The organism is Sphingobacterium cellulitidis (assembly GCF_043187465.1).
Lineage (GTDB): Bacteria > Bacteroidota > Bacteroidia > Sphingobacteriales > Sphingobacteriaceae > Sphingobacterium > Sphingobacterium cellulitidis.
In genome coordinates this window covers 1,887,002-1,899,596 of the sequence record NZ_CP171136.1, presented here as the reverse complement: position 1 = coordinate 1,899,596, position 12,595 = coordinate 1,887,002, and the positions used below count along the sequence as shown (strand labels likewise).

Sequence of the window (12,595 nt, the reverse complement as noted above, 5' to 3'; positions counted from 1 at the left end):
TTTTATTCCTCCATCATTTCATCCAACCCCAATTCAGAAACATCTACACGTTTGTTCGTTGGCCAATAAGTATTAGTAGGTTCCTTTTCAAGGAATTCGTTAAACTCTTTTAGCTTTTTTTCAAATGCTGTACTAGGTTCCCAATCTTCATGGACCTCATCACACCAATGATCATAATCAATTGTGCTGAAATTAGATGTACCACAAACCACTAGCATTAGTTCTGATGGTTTTATGTCGTGATCATCACAGTAAATTAAAATATCGTCTGCATCGAAGAAATAAGTGTCATCATCAAAAATGCAAAGTGGAGCTTCAAAATCCCACTCAACTAATTCCAATGCTTGATACTTTTTACACTTTTCTTTCCAAGCACATGATTCGCATCGCTTAGCATAGGTAAAATGCTTTTTGAATTCGATTCCGCAGTCCATACAATCATCATGAGTGATATATTGTTCAATGCTTTGGTGAGGAACTATTGTAAGGTTGATTTTCTTTCCATCAACTTCTATAAATTCTATTTCGATTTTGCCTTTTTGAATGGGCAAGTCTTTTCGGGTTACTTTTTTCTTTTGCATAATTATTAGGTTATTTAATAAATAATTGCCCTGCAGCTTTAGCCTCTAGGTCTATTGTGTTTATTTTAGTTATCCAATTAATAGCTTCAGAGTATCCACCCATTTCAACGGATTTCAATTGGCCAAGGATCCTGAAATAAACCCTGGTTGGATTTGTTTCATCAATCTTTAGATCAGAAATAATGGGAACTTTTTTGAGTGAATTTGATTCAGGATAATAAAGAAGGATATATCTGCTTTTATTAAATACCCATCCTAATACCTTAAAATTTTGATCTTTCAATAAATCTGGAAAGAAAGGGTAAAGCAATTGGTTAAAGATAGACCTGGTGATCTTCACCTGCTTAAGTTCTACGATCATACTTTTGGGATTAAAAAAACCCTTGTCGGGATTCCCCAGTGTCTCACTCCCGGTTCATCCCTAACAAGGGTCTAAATTTTTTCCATTGCGAAAATGTGAGACGTCGCAACAATTAACGCCTCAAAATTAGACAATAAAAAATTAATTATCCAAATGGATAACTTAACATAACCTCAACTAATTGAGTATCAATCGAAAAATTTACAATAAATTTTTTTAAAAGAATTTTACAATCATTATAAAATTGATTGTTAATTGATTACATATTGAAAAAGATAAATTCGAAACGTTAATCATGTCGCAAAGATACAGTTATTTATTGAGTTTGGGAAGGTAGTAATCAGGCCTTTTTATCGCTTGTTCTTGACGAATTTTTACGCAACTAACTCAGCTTCATTTTGTTTCGTGAACATTCTGAAACAGTAGATTAATTTTATTGAAATTTTTTAAAAAATACTCTTAAACCTTTCATAAATTGCGCAGTCAATAGGATATACTTTAACAATTATTAATTATTTTAACATGAAAGCAGTATTTTTAATTGCCCTAGCATTTATTGTTTTATTCACAAGCTCATGCGGAACGATTTTTACGGGAACCAAACAAGATGTAATGATCAAATCGTTTCCAAGTGGTGCAAAAATCCAGGTGGATGGGATAGATCGAGGTGTCACTCCTGCCACTGTGTCCTTGAAGAAAGGATTTAATGGTCCAGTCATTACGTTAACCAAGGACGGTTATGATAAGTACCAGTTCAATCCTGAAACTACTTTTAATACAGTTTCCATTTTGAACCTACTGGGCATGGTAGGTTGGGCCATCGATGCTGCAACTGGGGCAATGATGAAATATGACCCTAAATTCTATGAACTAGAATTGAAACCAGCAAATCAATAATTTTTTGATTTATCGGAAAAATGCCATGTTTTAATAAGCATGGCATTTTTTTTATAATCTTTCCAATTCTGAAGCCAATGCTTTTAAGTCCTGCTTCATCAAATTGATATTAGACTCCAGTTGATCGTACATGTCGGCACGGTTTTCTAACTCCTCACTTGTATACTCACCTCCTTCTCCAAAATAAAGCTCCAACATCTCCTCCTCAGACCCCTTTGTTATCTGCCCGAAACTACTCCATTTCTGAATAATCTGCTCCCGTAGTGATGTCTTGATTCCATTCTCAGGACTTGAATAATTCAAATAATACCAAACCGCAGCCGGAAAGTTCTTTGAAGTCGATGCTCCAAACCAAACATCCTTTAATGCATTTCGCTTATGGAAGAAATCGGTCTTCTCATCATTCAATAACATCATAACCCCAAATGTGGCCTCTGCAACACCCGTCGAAATACCAACCACATGACTGGCCGTCTCTTCTTTTATCACTCCCTCAGTAAGAATAGCTCCCAAGGCACCCACGACAATTGCCGCAACCGTAAGCTTCGATTCCTTGTCCTGAATCTTCCCTTTCAGGTAATTGGCAACCTGGCTCGTCCGCTCCTCTTCACAATCCATCTCCGATGAAATAGCCGAAATCTCTAAGGATGATGTATTGATTTTTTGATCTATTGCTTGCTTTAATTCCAATAAAGTCAGTCGATAATTCAAATCCTCGCCCTTGGGATTCTGTTTCAATTCTACATATTTACTTACCAACTCTAAAATCCCGATAGCATTAGCCATATTCAAACTGTTAAAAGAAAGCTTCTTATCTAACAATGGTGATATCTGCTGTTCATGCAATGGGATTGGCAAACTGTCTTCCGTATACTCATAAACATTCTGCTGATTACAATTGCTATGATGCAAGAGGTCCCTTATCTCCAGATTCTTAACAGAGCGGCAAGAACTGATCAGAAGACCAATAAATATAAAAGCAAAGATTAGGATGGACTTATTCATAGGCTAACTTGCGAATAAAGAAATAAATAATAAGACAATATTCCCGCTTGCAATTGAATTTTCCAAAATTAAATTACTTTTTTTCGATGATTGACAATTCCTTAATTATAGCTTTCATCGCAATATCATTACATTTTGTCCGATAATTTATTTGCGTTTTTTTCTAAAAAAAACCTTTACTTTACACAAATAATTAATGGCTAATAACTATTTAAACCAAATTAATGGATAATATTATCTCCTCGGTCTCCAACTTGGTGTGGAGCGATGTCCTAATTTATTTGTGCCTATGCACAGGTCTTTACTTCTCAATCCGAACCGGATTTCTCCAAGTTACTTACTTAAAAGATATGCTCAGATTACTTTTCGCTAAGAAAAAATCTGATGAGGGAATATCTTCCTTTCAGGCCTTTGCTCTGGCTATTTCTGGTCGTGTGGGCACTGGAAATATCATTGGGGTAGCTACTGCTATCTTTTATGGCGGCCCAGGTGCAATTTTCTGGATGTGGGTAATCGCATTTTTAGGATCTGCATCCGCATTCGTGGAAGCAACTTTAGGACAGTTATACAAACAAAAAGAAGGAAATGAGTTCCGCGGAGGTCCTGCTTTCTATATTGAAAAAGGTTTAGGCGTGAAATGGTATGCAGCAATATTCGCAATTCTAACCATTATCAGTGCCGGATTACTTTTGCCTGGAGTACAAAGTAATGCTATTGCTTCTTCGGCATTTAACGCTTATCAAATCCCAACCTCCTATACCGGAATGGCCGTAGTTGCCCTATTGGTTTTGATCATCTTCGGCGGTGTGAAAAGATTAGGTACAGTTGCTGAGTTTGTTGTACCATTTATGGCGGGAGGTTATATTTTGATGACCTTGATTATTATTGCCTTAAATTATCATCAAATTCCGGAAGTCTTTGCATTGATTTTCAAAAGTGCTTTTAGTTTAGATGCTACTTTTGGAGGTATTATCGGAATGGCGATCGCATGGGGTGTAAAACGTGGTATTTACTCTAACGAAGCGGGTCAGGGTACTGCTCCACATGCTGCAGCTGCAGCAGAAGTATCACACCCTGCCCAACAAGGTCTCGTACAAGCTTTTTCTGTATATGTAGATACCCTATTTGTTTGTACCGCAACAGCATTGATGATTCTTTTCACAGGTATGTATAATGTAACAGAGGTAGATGCCGCTGGTCAACCCACAACGCTGATCGTCGAAAATCTATCCAATGTTGATTACAATGGCTTTACCCAAGCAGCGGTATCCCATCATTTCCCGGGTTTTGGAAATGGATTTGTCGCAATTGCCCTTTTCTTTTTTGCATTCACCACCATCATGGCGTACTTCTATTATGCCGACACCAACATTGCTTATTTGGTGAAAAATGAAAAAACCAGAAAAGTAATTGGATGGATTTTCAAAATCGTATTCTTATTCACTGTATATTTTGGAACGATTAGAACAGCAGATACAGCCTGGGCCATTGGAGATATTGGTGTTGGATTAATGGCATGGACGAATATTATTGCCATTCTTTTATTAAGCAAAATAGCCATGAAAGTTTGGAAGGATTATAAAACAAAAAGAAAACAAGGCATAGAAGATCCTAGCTTTGACCCTAAGGAACTCGGTATCAAAAACGCTGATTTCTGGGAAAACAACAAAGATTAAGATGAACCCACATTAAAAAAAGCGAGACTTGATAAATTATCAAGTCTCGCTTTTTTTAATGAATCCCGAAGCAGGTAGTAGCAAAAACTAAAACAAATGCCACTAATAACAACAGAATTAAAGTTGTCAATGGGGTTCTTTTCATTTCAATTGTTTTACGTTTATTTTGGTGATTGTAACTAAAGTTACACATTATTTCGGTTTAGCAAAGCATTAAGCCTTTGAAAATCAGTTTTTAATACATAATCTATAAAATTAATATAGCTAATAACATTCTATATTGACCTTGTTTTCATGGGGTTTGTGATTATTATACTACTTTTGGAAAATTTTTACTTAATCTAAGCTTATGAATAAAGGCAGTATTTGGGCCTTATTACCATTAATCCTCTTTGTAGTGATATACTTTGCAGGATCTTTTATTTTAGGTGACTTCTATGCATTACCAGTATTGGTGGTGTTTGTATTATGTCTGTTTGTCGCATTTTTTCAATTTCCGAAAAAGCCTTTTCAGGAAAAATTGGTAAACTTTGCCCTAGGTGCCGGCAATGAAAATATCTTGATTATGATCTTGATATTTCTTCTTGCAGGTGCATTTGGTGAATTATCGAAAAACATCGGTGCGATTTCTTCCACCATTAACTTCGCACTGACCTATATCCCACCGCAATTTGTGATATCCGGATTGTTCTTGGTTTCTTGCTTTATTTCTACCTCTCTTGGTACCTCTGTGGGCACGATCGTTGCTCTGGCTCCAATTGCTGTTGGACTCGATGAAAACATCAGTGGAATTATGCCTATCGCGTTGGCATCCGTTATTGGTGGATCCATGTTTGGGGATAATCTTTCCTTTATTTCAGATACGACCATCGCCGCCACTAGAACCCAAGGCGTCGGTATGAAGGAAAAATTCAAAGTCAATTTCAAAATGGTCCTTCCTGTAGCCATTGTCGTCATGATCATTTATGCCTTTCTGGGAAATCAAATGCTCCATAACACTGCAGATATGAATGTCGGAGATTTTGAATTAGTTAAAATCTTGCCTTATATCGTGGTATTTATCTTAGCTCTTTCTGGATTGAATGTAATCTGGACACTGGGTATAGGTATTCTATGTGCTGCAGTAATTGGTATAATAACTGGATCAATAGACTTCTTAACCATCTTAAAATCAATAAACGATGGCTTTGCGGGAATGTTTGAACTCAGTATCTTATGTTTGATTATTGGGGGTGTTGTTGGAATCATTCGTATGAATGGCGGGATTGACTACTTGTTGAATACCGTCACCAAAAGAATCAATTCCAAAAAAAGAGCCGAACTCAGCATTGCTTTTTTAGTGAGTTTAGTCAATATGGCAATCGCTAATAATACCATTACCATTGTTATTGTTGGACCTATCGCCAAAGATATCTCGGATGAAAATGGACTACAGGGAAGTCGGGTAGCGAGTATACTGGATACAATTTCTTGTTTTGTTCAAGGGCTAGTTCCTTATGGAGCGCAAATCTTGGCCGCATTAGCTGCTGCAAACGCTGTTTTATCCGAAGAACAAGGAAGAGAACTATTATCTCCAATTGATATCATGCAATATTTATACTATCCTTTCTTAATGGGAATCGTGGCTTTCTTGTTTATCTTATTCAGAAAAGAAAAAGAAACTGCATAATAAATTATAGTTTTTATAAGGCAGGAGCTCTATAGCATCCTGCCTTTCATATCTAATTTCTTAATCAGATTAGATTTCACAATAGAAAATAAACTATCCTTCGCTTCCGCAAATGAAAGCCCATACCTCCGGCTTTTAGGATGCAACTCCTCCGGAAAACGTGCTAACAAGGAATCATAATACGCATCCAAGGCAGTTTGATCTGGCATTTCATAATGAATCCGGATTTGAAACCTCCTGATTAATGCAGAATCAATAATATCAACATGATTCGTCGCACAAATTAATAAGACATCATTCGGTAAATAATCTATCTGCTGAATAATGGAATTCACCAGCCTCCGCATTTCTCCAACATCATTATCATCATCTCCCCTGGCCTTACCTAATTGATCAAACTCATCTAAAAACAAAACCGCCTTATCTCGAGCAGCACGATCAAAAACCTGCTTCACATTCTGTGAGGTCTCGCCAATTCTCGAATTAATAACATTACTTAGATTTAAAATGATCAGTGGCTTATGCAGACTATTTGCTATGGCCTTCGCCGTAGTGGTTTTCCCACAACCTGAATGACCAAATAACAACACTTTATTGCTAACAGGAAGACCATACTCATTCAACTCCTCAAAATATCGATGCTCCTTAATCAATTGGTCAATCTTTTCCCTATTTTCATCACTCAAAAATACATCCTCTAATAAAACAAGGTCTTTGTCCTTAATTATAAGGTCTTGAATATTCATAATTTTCAATTAGCATTAAAACCCAAAGATAAGCCTATTCGCCCATAAAGAAGAAAGCCGTTTAATACAATTAAACGGCTTCCTCTGTTATATTTTCTTTCGGTTATCCTCCGAATCTGTATCCAATAACTTATAATTTGGATCAACCCCCACCTGCACAGGCTTCTTGTCAACCACAAACTTCAACTTATTGTTGATCTCTGAAAGCTTAACCTTCTTCAATAAAATAGGATTATCAAATTTAAACCCATTTTTCTCTGTCTCCTCCGCAAAAATCCCTATCTCTACATAATCCCCTAATGGCAAGGATTGAATGCTTTTCTTGCCTTCTTTATGGGTTAAGGCTGTCCCTTTTATATCCTCATAACTTTTCTTGCCTAAAGGATCTGTACGATATTTGGAAACTTGAAAGCTAATCTCCACCTCATATTTGTTATTTCCCAAATCCTTTACCTTAGCATCCGTAACCTTATTGTCGTAAATCGTTACAGTCTCGAAAAGATCTTTAACCAAATATTGCAATGAATCCGGTACTACTGGTTTCAACATATTTACAAATTCAATCGAAGTAGTGTAAGGCGGGTTTTGAAACTTATATTGACTCGTGTAGTTTTTCAAGAAATCATTAAACTTTTGCTCTCCTAAATAATCACTCATGGCATACATAACCATAGAACCCTTATTATAATGAATATAGGGTTGATTTTCATTGAACATCAATGGGTTTTCCCGAATTTTCTCATTGGAACGCCCAAGAAGATATTTATCAAGTGCATCTTTCAAGAAACGGAACATTTGTTCCTTTCCATAAGTATGCTCCAAGACCTTTAATGAACTATATTCTGCTAGCGATTCTGACATCATAGTTGAACCTTGAACATAGGCTCCAATCACTTGATGTGCCCACCATTGATGTGCAAACTCATGTGCAACCACTGAATATGCATAATCCACTGCATTTGGATCTTTTTCATCAACTTTGGCAATAAATCCTATCCCTTCTGAAAAAGGAACCGTATTGGCAAATGCTTGAGCAAAAGTTCCCATACTGGATGGAAATTCAATGATCCGCATCTGTTGGAATTGGTATGGACCAAAGTTGTGTTCATAATAATCCAAGGACTTCTTCATCGATGCCATCATCCGGTCTAGATTAAACTCATGGCCTTTGTGATAATAGATCTCTAAATTCTTGCCTTTATACTTTTCTTTTTTCGTCTCATATTTTGCAGACATAAAAGAATAGAAATTTAAGATTGGAGCATCCATTTTATAATGGAAATAACGCTTGCCATCCTTCTCCCACTCCTTCTGAAGATAACCCGGCGCAATCGCAATCTGATCCTTAACAGTGCTCAAAGTCGCCTCAAAAGTAATCCAATCAGCATCCTGGGAAATGTAATTATTCCCTAATTTACTCGAGTCCCTTGGGTCAGGCATTCGCATTTTATCTGGCAAACCATATTTCTTGCGGACATGATTATCTACAAGCTCACCTGATTCTGAATAACTCAATACCGGAAAAATAAGGTTGTTTAAGAAAGTTCCATTCTCCAAAACGGAGGACCTATCAAATAAGAAACCATTTGCCTTATTCCGAATAGTATAATCAATCTTTAAGGTATCTCCTGGATTTAAAGCTTTGGACAGAAAATATATATCCACTGCCAAGACACTATCTTGAACAATTCGCTTAGCATCTCGATCAAATTTTGCAGAAATAATATTGTCAGGACTTTTGTTCATGAAAATGGTATCAATCGTCTCCGAAGTTTTATTGACATATACAAATTTGCCCAAAGTGTTAAAGTTCCTGTTCTTAGGATCAATATCCATATCGACCTTCACATCCACTAATCGCGGAATCGAACGTCCCTCATAACGCTTGTATTGCTTTTCATAATCAACTTGCTGCAACTCACGTTCTAATGCTGAATAATGGGGTTGTTTGACATTATTCTCACTATAAATACCGTATCCCAAACCAATAAATCCAGCAATTGCCAAGACCATTGGCACCATCAGCTGTGGTTTCGCGCGTTGAGCAACTAAATTGAACTTCTCCTTGATATTACTGATGATTCCACGTCTCCAGAATAATAAAGTCAAGCCAAACATAACAATGCCCAATAAGATCCAATAAATTCGGTAATAAATAAAATGGCGAATTTCCCCATAACCATTCATATCCGAATAACTGTAGGATGGATCTGCATGCGGACGGAAAATCATTTGTTCAATGCCAATTTTGGATAAAAATGGAAGACTGAAAAATAATACCAAACAAATGATAAAGCCTATAAAATAGTTCTTAAAGAAATTGTGAATGAAAAAGGCAAATAAGATCAAATACAGAACTTTAATAGGAATCAACACAAAAAGCTCATACATATAATGGCCAATTTCAAATTGGTAATATCCCTCATAGATTTGATAAACAATACCATTGATTAGACAAACCAACATGACCAAGTAAACCATCTTAATCATGGCAATTACTTTTGAAAATAAAAGAACCCAGTTTGGAACTGACGTCGCCTCAATTAACAAAAACATATTCGTCTGCCTTGACCTCTGAATCAACATTCCTGAAAACAAGAAAATCATAATATTCAAAAAGAAGCTATAAATACTTCCCATGGAAATTAATACCTGCCAGGTCACAGGATAGGTAGAGGTCCCAAAGATCTCCCCAGAAACTGAAATTACCACCAAAACAAATAGAAAAGCAATAATCAACAGAATAATGAAGGTCCAGTTTTTAACCAGGAACTTAAAATCATTATTAGATAATCGCCAGCTTAATTTCAAATTGCTCCAGAAACTGTAATCCTTCTTTACTTTAGGTAAGGCAATCTTTAGTATACTTCCGAAATTATCTTTAACCATCCGATCGCTGGACTTGGCCTTCTTGAAGGAAATACCCAACTGTGAAAAGCTAAATTTATAATAAACAAAACCAAACAGTAATGCTGCAAAACCTAACCAAATCAGCCTATTATATATCAATACCCCACGTATGGGTAGTAAATTGGTATTCTGCTCATCCACACTCCAATATCGACTATAATACTGAATGGGTTCAAAACCAAATGGATCCAAGATTGCAGCCAAATAACGATTATCCATATTTTGCATCGCAGCATCCAACAAGGATTGAAGCAGGAATAAAATCAGGACAAAGACAAAGCCTACATAGATATTCCGACTAAAGGTTACTAAGGCAAATATGATAATCCCAAATAATATAAAGTTTGGAATAACCGTAACCAAGAATCCCTCAACATAGGCTCTAAAGTTATTCGAGCCTAAAAGATCTTTGTTGATATTTGGCTGAAACTGTCCCAAATAGAAGGCTAGCACACATAACAGTGCAATAATCGTCACAATAACCAATGAACTCAGGAATTTTGCCGATAAATAATTCAGCTTATTCAAAGGGTATGAAAACAATAAGGTATGCATATTATACAGGTAGTCCCTGTAAACAGAAGCTCCAATTATCGTGGGTAATAGAAAATAAATAAGTGTTGAAAAACTATTGAGGAACCCGGCAATATGCAATGGCGAATTAATATTTACAGGAGTAGAAGTTGTACTGCTTATTGAATCAAAAGCTCCTAGACTTGATATCGTCGTAAAATAGGCCAATCCAAAATAAATAGCACAATAAACATAAAAAACAGGTTGCTTCAACCAGCGTTTTATCTCGAACAAGAAAATAGTCTTAAACATTTACCTGATCACTTTTTAAAGTCACAAAATAAACGTCCTCCAAAATTGGCGTCGCCAAGCTAAAGGATTCATCCGGTTGAACATCCGAAAACACCCTAATATTTAAACTATTATCTTGATTATAGTTGGATGAAATAATATTATAAATCGCATTTTCCTTATCAAATTCGGAACGATCAATTTTCTTCTTCCATATTTTTCCTACCAATGAATCAGTGCCCTCTTGAGTCGTACCTCTGAACAATACTTTACCTCCATTCATGATTGCTAACTCATGACATAACTCCCGCACATCATCCACAATATGAGTAGAAAAAATTACCGTATGCTCAGCACCAATTTCACGAAGTACATTCAAAAAACGATGCCGCTCCGCAGGGTCTAAGCCTGCCGTCGGTTCATCCACAATGATGAGTTTCGGATCATTCAACAACATCTGAGCAATCCCAAATCTTTGTTTCATACCCCCTGAATATCCACTTACATTTTTATTCTTAAAATCGTATAGATTGGTTATTTCCAAAGCATTATTGACTATTTTCTTGCGGTCTTGTTTATTGACGATGCCCTTTAACTCTGCAAAATAATTCAACAAATCCTCAGCAGATAAATTGGGATAGACACCAAACTCCTGCGGTAAATACCCTAAAACCCTTCTCAAGGCATTATTATCCTGGAGCACATCAATATCACCAAATTGAATACTTCCTTTATCAGGACTTTGTAGGGTCGCAATCGTACGCATCAAGGATGATTTCCCAGCTCCATTGGGACCTAATAGCCCAAACATTCCCGTCCCAATCTCTAAATTCACATCATCCAAAGCCTTCACCCCATTATTATAGGTCTTTGTTAAATTACTAATCTTAAGTTCCATTTATAATTCGTTTTTGTTAGTTAATCAATTAGTATGTTCTTGTTAAAAAAAGTTACAAAAAAATTAAATAATTATTGTATTTATTTGAAATTAGGACCCTTAAATTCTGAAATCATCGATTATTAAATGCTGTGTAAATTCTTGTGAAGTCAATAAAACGGTTATTTTTCCTTGGTATCAGAACAAAAGAAAAGGCCGATAATTTCTTATCGGCCTTTTCCTGTATATTTTTAACTTATTGTTTTTTATAATACTTCATCGCTTCTGGAACCATGGCTTGCAATTGACTAATACGTCTTGCATCACTAGGGTGAGTACTTAACCATTCTGGAGGGCTTCCCTTTTTACCTTGCGCCATTCTTTCCCAGAATGAAACCGCTTCTTCAGGATTATATCCTGCCATCGCCATAAGAATTAAGCCTGCTTTATCTGCTGCTAACTCATCATTTCTAGAGAATTTCAATGACCCTACTTGGTATCCAATACCATAGATCTGATTGAATAATCCTGTATATCTACTATTACTGATTGTTCCTGCTGCGTTTAATAACTGTGCACCAAACTGTGCTGCCATCGCATTGGAAACTTGAGATACCGAATGCTCTTCAATCGCATGGGCAATCTCATGACCCATCACTGTAGCTAATCCGGCATCATTCTTCGCTATCGGTAAAATACCAGTATAGACAGCTACCTTACCTCCTGGCATACACCAAGCATTTACTTGGTCACTCTCAATTAAGTTAAACTCCCAATTGAAAGAAAACTTATCAGCAGCCCCAATCTGCCTTAAATATTCATTCGTTGCTGCTGCAATCCTATTCCCTACTCGTTTAACTTGTGTTGCTGCCGCAGTACCAGTTTCAACTTTCGAACTGTTCTTACTCAAAAAATCTTTATAGGCTAAGGCCGCTTGATTATTGATGGTCTGGGAGTCAACCAGTTTTAGGTACTTACGTCCGGTAATTGCGGATGTAGCACAACCTACCAGAGTGGCTCCTAAAAGTACCATGGAGGCGTATTTTGTGAATCGTTTCATAAGTGTTCT

Annotated in this window: 10 protein-coding genes; 3 read left to right on the top strand and 7 right to left on the bottom strand. The window is 36.5% G+C overall.

Annotated features, from left to right (window positions below; genetic code table 11):
• Positions 1-2: 2 nt before the first annotated feature.
• Positions 3-581: a hypothetical protein gene (locus tag ACF3OC_RS08250; RefSeq protein ID WP_392471341.1), complete on the bottom strand. Its 579-nt coding sequence runs from the start codon at positions 579-581 to the stop codon at positions 3-5.
• Positions 582-591: 10 nt separating this feature from the next.
• Positions 592-942, bottom strand: a complete 351-nt coding sequence (locus tag ACF3OC_RS08245; RefSeq protein ID WP_392471340.1) for a hypothetical protein — start codon at positions 940-942, stop codon at positions 592-594.
• Positions 943-1,464: 522 nt separating this feature from the next.
• Between ACF3OC_RS08245 and ACF3OC_RS08240 the strand changes: the two genes are divergently transcribed.
• A complete protein-coding gene (locus tag ACF3OC_RS08240; protein WP_392471338.1) occupies positions 1,465-1,839 on the top strand; it encodes a PEGA domain-containing protein in 375 nt (124 codons plus the stop codon).
• Between the two features lie 51 nt (positions 1,840-1,890).
• Here ACF3OC_RS08240 and ACF3OC_RS08235 read toward each other — a convergent pair whose 3' ends face one another.
• Positions 1,891-2,844: a hypothetical protein gene (locus tag ACF3OC_RS08235; protein WP_094281998.1), complete on the bottom strand. Its 954-nt coding sequence runs from the start codon at positions 2,842-2,844 to the stop codon at positions 1,891-1,893.
• A gap of 224 nt (positions 2,845-3,068) precedes the next feature.
• On the opposite strand from ACF3OC_RS08235, the gene ACF3OC_RS08230 reads away from it, so the two are divergent.
• Positions 3,069-4,520: a sodium:alanine symporter family protein gene (locus ACF3OC_RS08230; protein WP_094258156.1), complete on the top strand. Its 1,452-nt coding sequence runs from the start codon at positions 3,069-3,071 to the stop codon at positions 4,518-4,520.
• 349 nt (positions 4,521-4,869) lie between these two features.
• Positions 4,870-6,189: a Na+/H+ antiporter NhaC family protein gene (locus tag ACF3OC_RS08225; RefSeq protein WP_094281996.1), complete on the top strand. Its 1,320-nt coding sequence runs from the start codon at positions 4,870-4,872 to the stop codon at positions 6,187-6,189.
• Between the two features lie 29 nt (positions 6,190-6,218).
• On the opposite strand, the gene ACF3OC_RS08220 is transcribed toward ACF3OC_RS08225, so the two are convergent.
• From ACF3OC_RS08220 to ACF3OC_RS08205, 4 genes are all read right to left on the bottom strand, one after another.
• Positions 6,219-6,935: an AAA family ATPase gene (locus tag ACF3OC_RS08220; RefSeq protein ID WP_094258158.1), complete on the bottom strand. Its 717-nt coding sequence runs from the start codon at positions 6,933-6,935 to the stop codon at positions 6,219-6,221.
• Positions 6,936-7,022: 87 nt separating this feature from the next.
• Complete coding sequence (locus ACF3OC_RS08215) at positions 7,023-10,670, bottom strand: ABC transporter permease/M1 family aminopeptidase (RefSeq protein WP_392471336.1); 3,648 nt, start codon at positions 10,668-10,670, stop codon at positions 7,023-7,025.
• Positions 10,663-11,547: an ABC transporter ATP-binding protein gene (locus tag ACF3OC_RS08210; protein ID WP_094257168.1), complete on the bottom strand. Its 885-nt coding sequence runs from the start codon at positions 11,545-11,547 to the stop codon at positions 10,663-10,665. The genes ACF3OC_RS08215 and ACF3OC_RS08210 overlap by 8 nt, the downstream gene beginning before the upstream one ends.
• Positions 11,548-11,782: 235 nt before the next feature.
• Positions 11,783-12,586, bottom strand: coding sequence for a M48 family metallopeptidase (locus tag ACF3OC_RS08205; RefSeq protein ID WP_094257167.1), 804 nt, complete (start codon positions 12,584-12,586; stop codon positions 11,783-11,785).
• Positions 12,587-12,595: the final 9 nt, after the last annotated feature.

Coding starts and splice junctions, on each gene's coding strand:
- ACF3OC_RS08250 (WP_392471341.1), bottom strand. CDS start 581: ATGCAAAAGAAAAAAGTAACCCGAAAAGACTTGCCCATTCAAAAAGGC.
- ACF3OC_RS08245 (WP_392471340.1), bottom strand. CDS start 942: ATGATCGTAGAACTTAAGCAGGTGAAGATCACCAGGTCTATCTTTAAC.
- ACF3OC_RS08240 (WP_392471338.1), top strand. CDS start 1,465: ATGAAAGCAGTATTTTTAATTGCCCTAGCATTTATTGTTTTATTCACA.
- ACF3OC_RS08235 (WP_094281998.1), bottom strand. CDS start 2,844: ATGAATAAGTCCATCCTAATCTTTGCTTTTATATTTATTGGTCTTCTG.
- ACF3OC_RS08230 (WP_094258156.1), top strand. CDS start 3,069: ATGGATAATATTATCTCCTCGGTCTCCAACTTGGTGTGGAGCGATGTC.
- ACF3OC_RS08225 (WP_094281996.1), top strand. CDS start 4,870: ATGAATAAAGGCAGTATTTGGGCCTTATTACCATTAATCCTCTTTGTA.
- ACF3OC_RS08220 (WP_094258158.1), bottom strand. CDS start 6,935: ATGAATATTCAAGACCTTATAATTAAGGACAAAGACCTTGTTTTATTA.
- ACF3OC_RS08215 (WP_392471336.1), bottom strand. CDS start 10,670: ATGTTTAAGACTATTTTCTTGTTCGAGATAAAACGCTGGTTGAAGCAA.
- ACF3OC_RS08210 (WP_094257168.1), bottom strand. CDS start 11,547: ATGGAACTTAAGATTAGTAATTTAACAAAGACCTATAATAATGGGGTG.
- ACF3OC_RS08205 (WP_094257167.1), bottom strand. CDS start 12,586: ATGAAACGATTCACAAAATACGCCTCCATGGTACTTTTAGGAGCCACT.